Source organism: Acinetobacter sp. 802_lipA, from assembly GCF_058242885.1.
On the sequence record NZ_JBZAYP010000001.1, the window covers coordinates 704,079 to 719,667 of the forward strand.

General features: G+C 40.2%; 11 protein-coding genes and 3 pseudogenes. 7 read left to right on the forward strand and 7 right to left on the reverse strand.

Translation table 11 applies throughout. The features are described from left to right. Positions 1 to 97 precede the first annotated feature (97 nt). From AC4CU3_RS03535 to dapE, 4 genes are all read left to right on the forward strand, one after another. Entirely contained in the window at positions 98 to 976 is an 879-nt protein-coding gene (locus AC4CU3_RS03535; RefSeq protein WP_259234385.1) for a DUF1853 family protein, read from the forward strand. Between the two features lie 101 nt (positions 977 to 1,077). Then, positions 1,078 to 2,168, forward strand: a protein-coding gene (locus AC4CU3_RS03540; RefSeq protein WP_490738456.1) for an IS4-like element ISAba33 family transposase whose coding sequence is annotated in 2 segments (ribosomal slippage) — positions 1,078 to 1,618 and positions 1,618 to 2,168 — 1,092 coding nt in all. Because the reading frame shifts where the segments join, the coding sequence is not laid out codon by codon here. Between the two features lie 153 nt (positions 2,169 to 2,321). After that, a complete protein-coding gene (locus AC4CU3_RS03545; protein ID WP_004981146.1) occupies positions 2,322 to 2,468 on the forward strand; it encodes an entericidin A/B family lipoprotein in 147 nt (48 codons plus the stop codon). 117 nt (positions 2,469 to 2,585) lie between these two features. Further along, positions 2,586 to 3,719 carry a succinyl-diaminopimelate desuccinylase gene (dapE, locus tag AC4CU3_RS03550; protein ID WP_419283817.1) on the forward strand — a complete coding sequence of 378 codons (1,134 nt, stop codon included), beginning with the start codon at positions 2,586 to 2,588 and terminating at the stop codon, positions 3,717 to 3,719. Positions 3,720 to 3,807: 88 nt separating this feature from the next. Here dapE and AC4CU3_RS03555 read toward each other — a convergent pair whose 3' ends face one another. The 7 genes and pseudogenes from AC4CU3_RS03555 to AC4CU3_RS03585 all read right to left on the reverse strand — a co-directional run bounded on the left by AC4CU3_RS03555 (position 3,808) and on the right by AC4CU3_RS03585 (position 10,472). Then, positions 3,808 to 4,509: an IS1 family transposase gene (locus tag AC4CU3_RS03555; RefSeq protein WP_004282341.1), complete on the reverse strand. Its 702-nt coding sequence runs from the start codon at positions 4,507 to 4,509 to the stop codon at positions 3,808 to 3,810. Between the two features lie 60 nt (positions 4,510 to 4,569). Next, positions 4,570 to 5,604, reverse strand: a pseudogene (locus tag AC4CU3_RS03560) (Hpt domain-containing protein); the annotation flags it as partial. 166 nt (positions 5,605 to 5,770) lie between these two features. After that, a pseudogene (locus AC4CU3_RS03565) lies at positions 5,771 to 7,843 on the reverse strand (methyl-accepting chemotaxis protein). 50 nt (positions 7,844 to 7,893) lie between these two features. Beyond that, positions 7,894 to 8,389 (reverse strand): annotated as a pseudogene (locus AC4CU3_RS03570) (chemotaxis protein CheW). A 5-nt stretch (positions 8,390 to 8,394) separates the two neighbouring features. Then, the gene (locus AC4CU3_RS03575; protein WP_004694491.1) at positions 8,395 to 8,763 is read right to left on the reverse strand and encodes a response regulator; all 369 of its coding nucleotides are present in this window, start codon (positions 8,761 to 8,763) and stop codon (positions 8,395 to 8,397) included. A gap of 27 nt (positions 8,764 to 8,790) precedes the next feature. After that, on the reverse strand, positions 8,791 to 9,174 hold the full coding sequence (gene pilG / locus AC4CU3_RS03580; RefSeq protein WP_004694493.1) for a twitching motility response regulator PilG: 384 nt from the start codon (positions 9,172 to 9,174) through the stop codon (positions 8,791 to 8,793). A gap of 269 nt (positions 9,175 to 9,443) precedes the next feature. Then, the gene (locus tag AC4CU3_RS03585) at positions 9,444 to 10,472 is read right to left on the reverse strand and encodes an IS701 family transposase (protein ID WP_151292130.1); all 1,029 of its coding nucleotides are present in this window, start codon (positions 10,470 to 10,472) and stop codon (positions 9,444 to 9,446) included. A gap of 88 nt (positions 10,473 to 10,560) precedes the next feature. Between AC4CU3_RS03585 and AC4CU3_RS03590 the strand changes: the two genes are divergently transcribed. Genes AC4CU3_RS03590 through AC4CU3_RS03600 form a run of 3 tightly spaced genes read left to right on the forward strand, consistent with a single transcriptional unit; the run spans position 10,561 to position 15,509 of the window. Then, positions 10,561 to 11,199, forward strand: a complete 639-nt coding sequence (locus AC4CU3_RS03590; protein ID WP_087010454.1) for a hypothetical protein — start codon at positions 10,561 to 10,563, stop codon at positions 11,197 to 11,199. A gap of 57 nt (positions 11,200 to 11,256) precedes the next feature. Continuing rightward, on the forward strand, positions 11,257 to 12,384 hold the full coding sequence (locus tag AC4CU3_RS03595; RefSeq protein ID WP_279045320.1) for an efflux RND transporter periplasmic adaptor subunit: 1,128 nt from the start codon (positions 11,257 to 11,259) through the stop codon (positions 12,382 to 12,384). Positions 12,385 to 12,404: 20 nt separating this feature from the next. Beyond that, positions 12,405 to 15,509, forward strand: a complete 3,105-nt coding sequence (locus tag AC4CU3_RS03600; RefSeq protein WP_279045322.1) for an efflux RND transporter permease subunit — start codon at positions 12,405 to 12,407, stop codon at positions 15,507 to 15,509. Positions 15,510 to 15,589: the final 80 nt, after the last annotated feature.

A 15,589-nucleotide genomic window follows, 5' to 3' on the forward strand; every position in this document is an offset into this window, starting at 1 on the left:
ACCACTTTCCTGAGCACCGAATTGCGGTAGTATAAAGTGTTTTTTAAGTTTATCCGTTGTCCTTCTGCATATTAAGCTTCTTTTTTAAGGCACTCACATGCATCTCATTTCACAGCATCAGTTGTTCGAACCTTGGCTCCAACTCAAACATCCATTGGTTCGCCAGTTGGCTTTTGCTGTAGCCAGTCCAAACATTTTGTCTGCGTTGCCGTTAGAGCTCGATATACAACATGCTTTTCATTTTCATCCCTCACAGATCTGGCAACAGCACTTTCAAACCTATTTACCTCGCCTTAAACAGCTCGATCAAGACCCGAAAGAACTCGAAGACTTTATGGCTCAACTGAAAAGTACCCGTTTAGGTCTGCGCTTTGAAATGTTCATGTGGTTTTGGTTACTGGATCATCGCTATCATGCTTATGAATTGTTGGGTCATAGTATTCAAATCATTGATGGTGCACGTACTACAGGTGAGCTAGACTTTTTAATTAAAAATACCGAAACCAATCAAATCGAGCATTGGGAAATTGCGTTGAAATATTATTTGGGTGAAACAAATCTGAGCTTAACCACATGGTATGGTTTAAATCGTACCGACACTTTAAATCGAAAATTAAAACACTTTACCCATAAACAGTTTCAATTCCAGCAAGCTTTGGACACAGACATTCAGGCTCGCTTTGCCGTTTTAAAGGGGCAACTCTTTCTCCCCCTAATAAATGGTTTCACAGCAGTTGATGCTTTAAACCAATACCCCCTCCCCGATTGGCTCAATCCAGACCGTCGACTAGGTACTTGGGGTAACGTCATTCCAACGACCGACTTGAATTACTATCGCCTACAACGTCAAGAATGGATTTGCCCAAATGCTGAAGTCAGTAGCCAAAATGCACATTGGTGGACCAATGGACTGTACTTACAAAATCAAAACAATCAGTTTTATATGTACCGAAATCCAAATTTGATTTTAACTTGATTTTGCAGAAGTTACTTTATACAAAAATACCTTTGTACACGACAAAAAAATATAACTCATTGAAATAATGGCATAATACTTGTTTTCTGACGACGAATATGATGGCACATTTCAATGAGCTATATCTCATCTTAAACAAATATCTAAAGTGGAACAAGTCACATGTAAAATGTTTTACACTGATTATGCTTGCATTAATTGTAAAACAGACATGTAATCTTTCTTCTGCATCTAAAGCCTTACCCATCAAGTGCTTACCACAATCATTTTATCGACGTATACAACGCTTCTTTGCAGGTCAGTATTTCGATTATCGTCAAATTTCTCAGTTAATTTTCAATATATTTTCATTCGATAAAGTCCAATTAACTTTGGATAGAACTAATTGGAAATGGGGAAAACGAGATATCAATATCTTGATGTTAGCCATCGTCTATCGTGGAATAGCCATACCTATTGTTTGGACATTGCTCAATAAACGTGGAAATTCAGATACAAAAGAGCGTATTGCTTTGATTCAACGCTTTATCTCTATTTTTGGTAAAGACCGTATTGTGAATGTGTTCGCAGACAGAGAATTTATCGGTGAGAAATGGTTTACATGGTTAATTGAAAATGACATTAACTTCTGTATACGTGTTAAAAAAACTTTATTGTGACCAATCACTTAGCCAAGAATCATAAAATTAGTGATTTATTTCGTCATCTTCAAGTTGGTCAAACTGAATGTCGTAAACGACGTATTTGGGTTGGTCGAGTGAAACTGTATATTAGTGCGCTACGATTAGAAGATGGAGAACTTTTACTTGTTGTTTCTCCTATGTTTAATGCTTCTGCTATTCGTGATTATGCATTACGCTGGGAAATCGAAACGTTATTTAGTTGTCTCAAAGGACGTGGATTCAATCTTGAAAATACTCGTTTAACAGACCCTAGACGAGTCAAGAAATTGATAGCAGTGCTAGCTATCGGTTTCTGTTGGTGCTATTTAACAGGTGAATGGCAACATGATCGAAAAAAAGCGATAAAAATAAAGAAGCATGGACGACTTTCAGTAAGTTTATTTCGCTACGGTTTGGACTATGTTCAAATGGCTATTCTACGTTTGATTGGTTTTGGAAAAAAAGAGGAATTTAAGAAAATTCTAGCAATTTTAAGAAAGAAAAAGCCTGATAGGACAAGGGCTATATGAAATTTGTCGTGTACAGAGCAAAAATACATAACGCAACATACGCTTACTCATCTCCTGTAAAACGATGCTATTGTTTAAAGTGTTTATTTTTTAATCTTTAAAAACATCAGAACAAAATCATTTGATGACAATACCAAAATTTTGGAGAATGAGATGAAGAAAATTATTGCTAGTTCATTAGTTATGCTTTTTGTTTTAGCTGGCTGTAATACCGTCAAAGGTATTGGTGAAGATGTCTCTTCAGCAGGTAGTGCTGTATCAAATACCGCTGAAAAAACCCAAGATGAAATCCGCAAATAATTAATATTTGCATCAAAACCTTATCTAAATGATAAGGTTTTTTTATTGCTAAGTTTCGCATTCCAGAGATTAATCGCCTATTATAGTGCCGACTGTTTTATTGACTTTGAAATGCGCATGACCTCTTCTGCTACTCTCGATTTAAGCCTCCAACTTTTACGTCAGCCATCGGTTACACCTGTGGACCACAACTGTCAAAATATTATGGCTGAACGCTTAAAAAAAATTGGTTTCAACATTGAATCTTTGCGCTTTGATGATGTTGATAATCTATGGGCACGAAAAGGCACTGAAGCACCTGTATTCTGCTTTGCCGGTCATACAGATGTCGTTCCTACAGGTAATTTAGATGCTTGGAACTCAGACCCATTTGCCCCTGAAATTCGTGATGGTAAGCTTTATGGTCGTGGCAGTGCAGACATGAAAACCGCCTTGGCCGCAATGGTGGTTGCTTCTGAACGCTTTGTTGCGAAACACCCGAATCATAAAGGCTCAATCGCGTTCCTCATCACCTCAGATGAAGAAGGTCCATCGATCAATGGTACAGTCAAAGTGATCGAAACACTCGAAGCCCGTAATGAAAAAATGAAGTGGTGTTTGGTGGGTGAACCTTCAAGTACTCATCAACTGGGTGATATTGTTAAAAATGGTCGTCGTGGTTCACTCAATGCAGTAATGACAGTGAAAGGAAAACAAGGTCACGTGGCTTATCCACATTTGGCCATTAACCCAATTCACATGGCCTCTAAAGCTGTTGCTGAACTTTGTGATACAGTTTGGGATCAAGGCAACGAATACTTCCCTGCAACCTCGTTCCAAGTGTCCAATATTCAAGCTGGCACAGGGGCAACCAATGTCGTTCCAGGTACCATGACCGTGACTTTCAATTTTCGTTATTCAACTGAATTGACCGCTGAAGAATTAAAAGCACGTGTTTTAGAAATTTTGGATCGTCATGGTTTAGTCTATGACATTAAATGGACGCACTCAGGCTTACCATTCCTGACGCCAGTAGGTGAGTTGGTGAATGCAGCTAAAAATGCCATTCGCAATGTGACTGGTGTAGAAACTGAGCTTTCAACCTCAGGTGGGACATCAGATGGTCGCTTTATTGCTCCTACAGGTGCTCAAGTACTGGAACTTGGTGTACTCAATGCCAGTATCCATCAAATTGATGAGCATGTGAATGTCGCTGATCTTGAACCGCTTGCTGAAATTTACGAACAAATTTTAGAAGGCCTTTTGGCATAAGCGTACAAACCCATATAAAAAAGGAACTCAATTGAGTTCCTTTTTTATTGCATTCAAATTTGGTGGTGTTTCAAAAAGTATGCTGGCATTAAACGAATCCATTATTGATATAAAAGAACACTAAATCAAAGGCTTTGAAATGATTTTCAAGCTTTTTGGAGAAGTTGCAGCTTCTCCTAAAGCCTCGCCTGATTCGATGCCGTAATCGACAATTATTGCCTTCTATACCCACAGTGAAAAATTTACCAATCAACTGTTTGCATTCTTTAAAGGTCGTAACAAAGCTATCCCAATGGTCACTTGATATACATGTATAGCTTACACCTAACTGCTTCAATTTTAATTTAAGTCGTTTTGCAGTGGCTAAATCTCGGTTACCCCATACATAAGCAACAATTTCACCTGTTTCTCGATGATAGGCATAAATTAGCCATTGTTTATTTTGCTTATGACCAACAAAAGTCCAAAACTCATCTACTTCAAGGGTTTCATAATGACTTTGCTGTGCTCGAAGTTGATATTTTGATTGGCTAAGTGTCCGTAGAACTTTACCGATACTTACTCTTTCAATTTCTGCTATATCCCTGACACCACTGCCTCGCACCATGAGGTGTAATATTTTGGTTTTGATACCTGAGTGACAGCCTTGATAACTGAGAGCATGATCACCAATAAATTGACGTCTGCATATTTTACATTGGTAATTTTGCTTACCATCTACTTTTGTGCCATTTTTCTTTATACTGTCACTTAGGCAGGCTGGACACTTGATTTCTAGAGTTATTCGCATTTCTCTATTTTATCAAAATCCAACCTGCTTTTTTTCAGCATACTTTTTGAAACACCACCCAATATTTAACTCGATCAGCTTCGAGACCATACCTTGTGGGTTCAGTTCATCGTCTACGTCTTCTATACTGAAACCATAGTTATCCCAAGCCGTAGTAAACGTGGCATAAATTACATCAAGCTGTTCGTTCGTACCACGCCCAAGCACATGTAAATAGTCACGTACAAATTCAGCATATTGGGTGAGTAAAGAGATTTCCTTCGAGGTAGAAACGATCTCTTCTTGTACCAAGGTTTTAAATAGATTTTCGACTTTTGAGCTGGCATTAAAGACATGCTCAATTTGCGCCATAGACGAACTACCGCGCAATGTATGTAAAGCACGGATTAAACCATTGTAATCTTGTACCTTGGTTTCATCTGCATTTAAGAACTGATCGATAGTCGCTAAATGGTCTTCCGCTTCTTCAATGAAGATCGCTAAAGTTTCTTCAAGGACATCATGCACTTGATCATCCTGCTCAGAAACGTCTGCAACTTGTGGCTCAGATTCAGCCACTTCAATATCGCTCAGCTCTAATCCCGTCACGACATCATTACTATTTAGATGATTAGACAGTTGTAGCAACTCTTCTAGAGCAGGTTCTAAACTTTGATTTTGTTGTAATTGTTGTCCAATTAAAACCAATGGACGAAGGTCAAGATCAATTTCCTGTACCGCTTTAAAAGTCGGATACAGTTTAAATTGATACAGTTTAAATACCGTCTTAGCAAATTTTTGAACCGTTGCCGTAAGCGGTACAGCACCTGAAATCACACGATTTAAGGTGTCTTCAACTGCCCATGCTGTTTCACCTGCTGACTTTGCCCCCACCATACGACCGGAGCCTTTTAAGGTATGGAAGTGACGACGTATGCTCAACAAGGTTTCTTGATGGGTCGGTTCAGCGTACCACTTTTCAAATAATGGATCTAATTCAACGAAGATTTCTTCAATTTCTTCAACAAAAATTTCAAGAATTTCTGCATCTTGATCTAGATAACTATCTTCCGGAAGCGTTGTCGTTTCAACTAAATGTTTTAATATTTCTTTCATAGCTAAGGCTTCTTGCGTTGTCAGCTACCCAAAAAAGGTGCATAAACTTCATTATAACCATCATCCCAAACCAATCTTTTGGCTCAAGCTAATTGAGTTGATGTGTATTCTGATTTTGGTATGCCACTCAAGTAATGAGCAGCATACCTCCCCCCAAAGCAAGCGCTTAATCAGGCAGTTTAAAGTCTGTTACAGACTCACGTAACGCTTCCGCCATGTTTGCAAGTTCAGAGACTGAACGTGCTGTATCGAAAGTCGCAGTGGTGGTTTGTGAGGTAATTTCTTGTACGACGTTCATCGTGGTTGCAATATGACCTGCAGATGCTGACTGTAGCTTTGCTGCATCCGAAATGTTTGCAATCAATTTCGCCAAATTACCCGATACGTTTTGAATTTCATCCAGTGCAACACCCGCATCCTTAGATAAGTTCGCACCGCGTACAACTTCAGACGTGGTTTGTTCCATCGAAATTACAGCTTCGTTGGTGTCGGTCTGAATGGTTTTTACCAGTGTTTCAATCTGCTTGGTTGCTGAAGCTGAACGCTCTGCAAGGCGCTGTACCTCATCCGCAACCACGGCGAAACCACGACCTGCTTCACCTGCCATCGATGCTTGGATCGCTGCGTTTAAAGCCAAGATGTTCGTTTGGTCGGCAATATCGTTAATCAAGGCAACGATGTTACCAATCTCTTGCGAAGATTCACCCAAACGTTTAATACGTTTAGAGGTTTCTTGAATCTGCTCACGAATGATATCCATACCTTCAATTGAACGGTTTACAACGTTCGCACCATTTGCAGCAATTTTTACTGAACGTTCTGCTACTACCGCTGATTCTTCAGCGTTTGAAGATACTTGGTCAATTGACATTGCCATTTCGTTAATCGCGGCAGATGCACCCGCAATTTCTTGCGCTTGGTGTTCAGATGCTTCGGCTAACTGGTTGGTAATCCCCTGCGTACTTGCCGTATATTGTGCAACCTCTTGAGAGGTTTCAGTAATACGCGATACAAGGTCACGCAATTGGTCAATTGCGAAGTTAATCGAGTCGGCAATTGCACCCGTGAAGTCTTCAGATACCGTAGCATATGAACGCAAGTCACCATCTGCAAGATCGGCAATCTCATCCAGTAAACGTAAAATCGCGTTTTGGTTACGGTCATATTCATCTTGTAGACGAGATACACGTTTTTTATCTGATTCACCACGAAGTACAAGTAATTTAAATACACAGAATAAGAAGGCAATCAGGGCTAGAATTAGACCTAAGGCAGGAATTGCAATCGCTAAACCTGTACCACCTGACAATTTGTTCAAATTGCTTAACAAAGCATCCGACTGTTCAAAAATCGATGATGACGCTTGGCGTACTTTAACAACTTGTGATGAGTTCTTTAAGACGGTTGCTGCTGCTGACTTCAGTACATCATCATATTCTGATTGAATACTGGTTAAAGAGTCACGCATTTCAGGGTCATTAATACGCTCTACACCTAAATCCGCACTGCCATTTAACTGTGCGTTTAAGTATGACGCGAAGGTTTCTGTATCTGAGCTAAAGTCATCCGCAGATTCACGCGAGTTGTCTGAACCGGTTAATACCGAACCAATTGAACGTAAAATACGTTCCGCGATGAATACTTGGTTTTTTGCAATTACGACTTGGTTAGCTGGCACATTTTGACGTGCCATTTGGTCAACCATTAAGTTGTATTCGGCCTGAATCCCCGGAATACTTTCACTAATCGCAATGTTGGTATCGTAGAGTTGGTTAATGATTTTTTGTTGTGAAGCAATTAAATCAATATTTTCAGAAACTTTTTTCCACTGTGCATCTACTTCACGCAGTGCGTCTGTGCTCGCGTGAATATCTTTTACTGTTTCTAAATTTTCAGCAAAAGACTTTTGTGATTCTGTCAGTTTTTTAATAGCTTCAGGCGTACCTGATGCTGTTGCTTCAGTTGCCTGACGCGAAATCGTTTGTGATAAAAGACGTAAATCACCCAAGCTACGGGTGAATTCGTTATTTCGAGGTACACTATAGAATAGGTACAACAGTAAGAAAATTGCCAGTACGATACAAAATGCCGCACCCAAAATTAATGGCTTGGACTTTTCACTATCACCAAATACACGTGAAAACTGTTCCGTCTATGATTGAAGTTTTGCTACTAAAGCATTTCCACCTGAGCGGTTACTGCTTCCATCCGTATTTTTCTTTTTAAGTTTAAAGCCCATGCAGCTTCTCCCCGATTTACGCCCTTATAATTTCGCGCGCGACAATGATATTAATTTATAAATTTTATAGATGCGTTCATATACTTTGGATTGTCTAATAAGCGACTGAATAAGAAAACATGCCATTGTTGGTTGTGTTGGTGAAAATACCCTTGGCAATATTCTTTTAAATTCCGATCTAAATCTTCGTGTTTAGAAAAGAAACTTTTCTTATTAAAGTGCTGAATCCCCAGAACCTGATCTACAACTAAACCGACATAGTGGTCATTATGACTAATACAGAGTACTTTTTGAGTTGGTGAATACGCACTACGATGCCCTGATACATAGTGCGCTAAATCGGCAACAGAAAGTAAACGTCCTCGAATATTGGCCAAACCCACAACCCAAGGCTGAGTATTTGGCACTAAGGTATATTTCGGAGGATAAATTACCTCTGCAACTTCACCTAATGGCGCAACGAAATATTGCCCCATCATCTCAAAAGCAATGCCCGACCAGCGGTTTAGCAAGTCGAAGTAATTCGATAAATCCATTTGCTGCCATAGAGCTTATCCTGCGTTCAGGTGTTGCTTAATCACATCAATCAGTTGGTTTTCATCAACAGGCTTAGTTAAATAATCACACGCACCTTGACGCTTACCCCATACACGGTCTGTAGCCTGATCTTTAGTACTGACGATCACTACGGGAATGTGTTTTGTTGTTGCGCCACGCGCAATTTGACGGGTTGCTTGAAACCCATTAACGCCTGGCATCACCACATCCATCAACACAAGATCAGGAAGTTCAGCTTGAGCCATGGTTACACCATCGGCACCATTCGACGCTTCAATCACTTCAAAACCGTGTTTCCCCAAAATTTCTTTAAAGCGGAATGTCTCTGTAGGTGAGTCATCCACAATTAAAATACGCGCCATAATTTTCCCCAATTACACTTATATTATTTATGCTGAAACGTGATTACGAATCGCATTTAATAATTCATCTTTACTAAACGGCTTTGTTAAATATTCATCTGAACCAACAACACGCCCTTTGGCTTGGTCAAATAGACCATCTTTGCTAGAGAGCATCACGACAGGAATATTTTGATAATTTTGTGAATTTTTGATTAATGCACACGTTTGATAACCATCTAGTCGTGGCATCATAATGTCGACAAATACGATATCAGGATTGGCTTGAGCAATTTTTGACAATGCGTCAAAACCATCGACTGCAGTCACCACTTCACAACCTTCGCGTTGCAATAATGTTTCAGCTGTGCGACGAATGGTTTTTGAATCATCAATGACCATTACTTTTAGATTCTGGAATTTATCGTCCATTTAATATGACCCTTCCCATTTTTAGAATGTTTGTAGAAACAGATTCGTAGACGCTTTACAAGTTACGTACACTTTTAACATATATTTACTTATATTTTCAACGAACAGTTTCCGCATAAAACCACACTTCATCTTCTTTTTAAGAACGGCTTCACACTTTCCTATACCCGTCGATTTTTTTTTGACTGATTATATTTTTTATTCCTAAATTTAGGACTAATATAGCACTATTTATTGCTTGTAAATAAGTAATTAGGACTTACGCAGTATTATTTATAGATTCTCTGTGGTAGCAGATGATTTTTATCGAGAATAAAGTCATCAATGAAGTTTTTGATCATTGGTCTAAATAACTTCTTCTGCCAACGATATACATTTTCAAAGATCCGCTCAAACTGGTTCTTTTGTATCTCAACGTAGGCCATCAAGGCTGAAAAAATATGATTCGAAATCAGTTTAGATCGTCTTACTTGAAACTTTTCAATATGACAAACCTGTTTAATCACTCGGTGATATTGCTCTATTTTCCAATGACTTGAATGTAATTCATGAAAACCCTCAAAGGACAATAAATCATCTTCATCTTGATGCACAATATAAAACCTCTGCTGTTCTTTTAACTGAGTCTTAAATAATTGTACAAAGCCAAAATCTTTGAGCCAGACCACTTGACCCTGATGGAAATTTGGCAATAAACGCAGTTGAAACCATTGTCCTTTTTCTGGGGAAACCTTACGGTTACAGTCGATACCAAACATAAATCGAATACCATATTTTCTTATGGTTTTTAGATTTCCAGTCGATGAATACCAACTATCACCTGTAATAAATTGAATCTTTGCACCCCAACTGAGTACTTCACTTAACATATCCATAAAGTAATCATTCTTGGTTTTACTTTCAGATTTGTCATAAATTCGGAAATTAATTGGAATATTTTGACCATTCTGATCTGTCGCATACAAGGTAATGAGATTAATACCCTTGACGGATCGGTGGTGTTTGCCTGACCAAAAATAGCTAACCAAGTCCATATGTTGACTATAGGGTTTATCTAAAACAGTATCATCAATACTGACTATAAGTTTATTATTATCAATATGTTGAATTGCTTCTTGATATAGGTCGTGAGGTGTGTAGTCTTCACGTTCTAGAAAGCGATTTACACTATCATGCGAGATGTTATAAGTCTCGGCAAGTTGTGTGCAGCTAATAGAGTTCGGTTCTGTCATGAGAAAGCCCATATAAATGGGTAGTGTACAAGTTGCTGTAGAAGCATTTTTAATTCGTCTGATCACAGATACTTTATAAAGTATTTTAATACTTTTTTGAATCCGTCAATGCGTAAGTCCTAGTAATTTAGTCAACTTTAAACTGGGGGTATCGATGCTGAGGGAGTTTAATCACAAACTTGCTTTGATCGTGAAAAAAAGGATGACTGCGAAAGTCATTTTGCTGGCTTTGCTAAGTTTGCAGACCATCTCGATTATGGCCGATCCACCTAAAGCGGTCTGGTATCGATATTACGACAGTAAAGGCATCGCAAACGTCAGTAGCAGTGTCACTCCCAACCATATTCGTTATGGTTATGAAGCACTCGATAGCAACATGCAAGTGATTCAACGGGCTCGTCCATACAACGCAGAAAAAGATGCGCAATATGCGCCACAACGCGCAGCTGCGGCCAAGCAACGCGAGTCAGATCTTAAATTAAAACGCGCTTATACCAACAGTCAAGTCGCCACTCAAAAACGCAATACTGCCCTTTCCTATATCTTAAAACAGATTAAGTTCCAGCAAGATGAATTAAAACAATTACAGAATGACCGTATCGGGTTCTTACGCCAAGAAAAAGAGAACATGCGTAAAGGCAAAAGCAATCCGAAACCGCTCCAAGATATGATTGATTATAATTCCAAAAATATTGTGATGAAAAAAGAGCAAATACAGTCGTTACAAAGTCACTATCGTAATACCAAGGCTGAATACGACAGAATTATTGCTCGTTTAAAAACACTTGAATAATCTGCGTTTTATTTACAGTGTGCTGACTTTCGCCGCTAGACCAAAGGATTTGACTCAATGCAGGCTGCACCATGTATAAAAACTAAATTAAGCCGCCAAGTGCTCCCTATTTTTAAACTCAGTCCGCTGTGTTTGTGCTTACTCCTCTCGGCCTGCCAAAAACAAGACGAGGCCACATCTCCGACTTCATCTACAGCTAAAATCGAGCTGATCGCAGAAGACTTGGTCCAGTTCCAAGAAGGGCCTTCTATCCAACGTACAGCCTTTACTGGTACTATTCGAGCCGTCAATCAAAGTTCCATTCAGGCTCAAGTGACAGCGACAGCCACCGCCGTCTCCGCTCAAGTTGGACAAGCCGTTCAGAAAGGGCAAGTACTGGTTCGATTGAACAATCAAGATAATGCTGCGCGTCTTGCCCAAGCTCAAGCTAATCTTGCATCAACTCAAGCCCAAGCCAATCTTGCAAAAAGCATGGTTCAAAGAAAAAAACGTTTACTCGATCAGGGCTTTATTTCTAAAGTGGAATATGAACAAAGCCTTGTGGACTATCAAGCTCAATTAGAAAATGTTCATGCGCAACAAGCCAATGTTGATATTGCCGAAAAAGCGGATCGCGATGGCACTATTTTAAGCCCGATTTCAGGGGTTATTACTCAACGTCAGGTAGAAACCGGACAAACGGTATCCGCAGGACAAACTCTATTTGAAATCATTGACCCGAGTCATTTAGAAATACAGGCCAAAATTCCAAGTGATCGACAAGCAGCTTTAAGTTTGGGAGAAAAAATTGAATATCGGCTGCAAGGCAATCCTCAAAAACTAACAGCCAAACTTGCTCGTATTTCTCCGATTGCAGACCCCTTAAGCCGTCAAATTGTGTTCTTTGCTCAGCCAATTGAAAGTATTAATTCATTGAGTATTGGGACCTTTGTAGAGGGAGACATACTTGGTTCACAATCCATCTCAGGGCAAATTATCCCGCTCGATACCATTCAGGATATACAAAATTCACCTTATGTTTGGGTGATTCGCCACAATAAAATTGAACGTGTTCACATAAAAGTATTGGAACAACGCTATAGCAACAACAGTGCTGTGGTACAGGGACTACAAACCGGCGACCGCATCAGTCGTATAAAGTTTAATGAAAAAGATTTGCATCAAATGGTGACAATCAATCCATAAAATAAGAAAAGGTTGTTGCTATGTGGTTAACCCGTATTAGTGTGAAATATCCTGTTTTTACCATCATGATGATGTTTTGTCTGATGGTTTTAGGCTTAGCCTCTTGGCAAAGAATGGGGGTTGAGGAGTTCCCTGATGTCGATTTCCCCTTCGTGGTGGTTTATACCACTTATCCAGGGGCATCGCCTGAAACGGTTGAGTCTGAAATCACCAAGAAAATGGAAGATCAAATCAATACCATTTCAGGTTTAAAACAGGTCATTTCTCAGTCTAGCGAAGGCTTATCGACCATTATTGCTGAATTTGATCTCGATGTTTCTTCCGCTATAGCCGCGCAAGATGTCCGCGATAAAATTGCACCGGTCACCGCTCAATTTCGAGACGAAATTCAAGACCCGATTGTTGAACGTTACGATCCTTCTGCCAATGCCGTGATGTCGATTGTATTTGAATCACAAAACATGTCACTGAAAGAGCTCAGTTCTTATTTGGATCAGCGCATCGTTCCACAGTTTAGAACCGTTTCTGGTGTCGGGACAGTCAACTTATTGGGTGATGCCAAGCGACAAATTCGCATACAGATTGAACCCCACAAATTACAAAGTTTTGGGATTGGTATTGATCAGATCATCAACACGCTAAAAGCTGAAAATATCGAGGTTCCGGGTGGAACGTTGAAACATGGTAACAGTGAACTCGTGGTCGAGATCAAGTCTAAAGTGATCCAACCTTTAGCCTTCGGCGATTTGGTGATTGCCAATAAAAATGGTACACCGATTTATTTGCGCCAAGTTGCAAGCATTTCAGACAGCCAAGCCGAACTTGAGTCGAGTGCCTATTTAGACGGTAAAACCGCAGTTGCGATTGATATTTTACGCAGTTCCGATTCAAATGTGATTGATGTGGTCGATAGTGCTTATGAGACCTTAGCAGATATTCAAAAACAGTTACCTGAAGGCACCACAGCAAAAGTCGTGGTAGATTCATCCAAAGGCATTCGTAACAGCATCACCGATGTTGCACGTACTATTATTGAAGGTGCAGCACTAGCCGTTTTGATTGTCTTGCTGTTTTTAGGTTCATTCCGTTCCACCGCCATTACAGGCATGACCCTGCCGATTGCCCTCCTTGGCACTCTGACGTTTATTTGGATCTTTGGCTTTAGCATCAATATGATGACCTTACTGGCACTATCACTCAGCATTGGTCTACTGATTGATGATGCGATTGTGGTACGTGAAAATATTGTGCGACATGCAGACATGGGCAAAGACCCTGTCACAGCAGCCCTTGATGGGACCAAAGAAATTGGACTCGCTGTTTTAGCCACCACCTTAACCATTGTTGCGGTGTTCTTACCTGTGGCATTTATGGGCGGTATTATCGGGCGCTTTTTCTATCAGTTTGGCGTAACCGTCAGTACTGCTGTGCTGATCTCCATGTTTGTCAGCTTTACTTTAGATCCAATGCTATCTGCGCATTGGGCTGAACAGCAAAATCCACATAAGCCACCCAATCGAGTTAAACAATTTTTCAATTGGATTTCTGGCAAACTAGATAATCTCAGCCATGGCTATGAGAAATTACTCAAGCTTGCTCTGCGCTTCCGACTCATCACCCTCATGATTGCTGTGGCTTCACTGTTCGGTGCATTAGGCTTATCTAAACTGATTGGAACAGAGTTTGTCCCTGTTCCAGATAAAGGTGAGATTCGGATTAAGTTCGAAACACCTGTCGATGCATCTTTGGAATATTCACAAGCCAAACTACTGCAAGTCGATAAAATTATTCAGCAGCACCCTGACGTTCGAGCAACTTATGCGGTGATTAATGGCGTTACGGATCGTGGTAAAAATCATGTCAGTATTCGTGTAACCGTTACGCCACGCACAGAGCGTAAGAAAAGCTTAACCAACTTAAACAATGAGTTCCGCCAACGCCTACAACAAGTGGGTGGCATTACTGTGACCTCAATTGCCTCCGCAGATGAAACGGTATCGGGCGGACAAAAGCCAGTGATGATTTCCATCAAAGGTCCAGACTTAGCTGAATTGCAAAAAATATCAGACCGCTTTATGGCAGAAATTGCGCAAGTCAAAGGCATTGTCGACTTGGAAAGCTCACTTAAAGCCCCTAAACCGACTTTAGGTGTGCATATTAATCGGGTCTTAGCCAGCGATTTGGGCCTATCGGTCAACCAAATTTCCAATGTCATTCGACCACTGATTGCAGGGGATGATGTCACCACATGGCAAGACAACAAAGGTGAAACCTATGACGTTAACCTGCGCTTAACTGAAAATGCACGTAGCTTACCTAGTGATGTACAAAACCTTTACCTCACATCGCAAAAAACGGATGCCAATGGTCAAGCTTTATTGATTCCCCTTTCTAGTGTTGCGCATTTAGAGCAAAGTCTGGGGGCATCGCAGATTAATCGTCGCGATCTAGCAAGGGAAGTCTTAGTTGAAGCCAACACTGCAGGTCGACCTGCAGGTGATATTGGTGCAGATATTAAAAAAATTGAAGACAACTTTGACCTTCCAGCAGGTTATAGCTTTGACACACAAGGTTCAAACAAAGACATGGCTGAATCCGCAGGCTATGCCATGACCGCTATCACCTTATCGATTGTTTTTATTTATATTGTGCTAGGTTCGCAGTTTAATAGTTTTATTCACCCTGCGGCTATTATGGCTTCCCTGCCACTATCATTGATTGGTGTGTTTTTCGCTCTATTCTTATTTAACTCCACCATGAACTTGTTTTCTATTATCGGTATTATCATGTTGATGGGTCTGGTGACCAAAAATGCAATTCTATTGATCGATTTCATAAAAAAAGCCATGGATCACGGCGTTGATCGTTATCAAGCGATTATTGATGCAGGTAAAACACGTCTACGCCCTATTTTGATGACTACTAGCGCCATGGTGATGGGCATGGTGCCTCTGGCTTTAGGGCTAGGTGAAGGGGGGGAACAAAGCGCACCAATGGCACATGCAGTGATCGGCGGTGTCATTACATCGACACTACTGACCTTAGTGGTGGTTCCTGTGATCTTCACCTATTTAGATGACTTTAAGAACTTTATGCTGCGTCAAGTCCGTAAAATCATGTCATAATAATCAACATTTTTCTGAGGCGGTGTCGACATGCCTCCTCATTTTTTTATCGTATAATCTTTGACTTTCAAAGTTTAAAA

Coding starts and splice junctions, on each gene's coding strand:
- AC4CU3_RS03555 (WP_004282341.1), bottom strand. CDS start 4,509: ATGCGAATAACTCTAGAAATCAAGTGTCCAGCCTGCCTAAGTGACAGT.
- AC4CU3_RS03600 (WP_279045322.1), top strand. CDS start 12,405: ATGTGGTTAACCCGTATTAGTGTGAAATATCCTGTTTTTACCATCATG.
- AC4CU3_RS03590 (WP_087010454.1), top strand. CDS start 10,561: ATGCTGAGGGAGTTTAATCACAAACTTGCTTTGATCGTGAAAAAAAGG.
- pilG (WP_004694493.1), bottom strand. CDS start 9,174: ATGGACGATAAATTCCAGAATCTAAAAGTAATGGTCATTGATGATTCA.
- AC4CU3_RS03535 (WP_259234385.1), top strand. CDS start 98: ATGCATCTCATTTCACAGCATCAGTTGTTCGAACCTTGGCTCCAACTC.
- AC4CU3_RS03575 (WP_004694491.1), bottom strand. CDS start 8,763: ATGGCGCGTATTTTAATTGTGGATGACTCACCTACAGAGACATTCCGC.
- AC4CU3_RS03595 (WP_279045320.1), top strand. CDS start 11,257: ATGCAGGCTGCACCATGTATAAAAACTAAATTAAGCCGCCAAGTGCTC.
- dapE (WP_419283817.1), top strand. CDS start 2,586: ATGACCTCTTCTGCTACTCTCGATTTAAGCCTCCAACTTTTACGTCAG.
- AC4CU3_RS03545 (WP_004981146.1), top strand. CDS start 2,322: ATGAAGAAAATTATTGCTAGTTCATTAGTTATGCTTTTTGTTTTAGCT.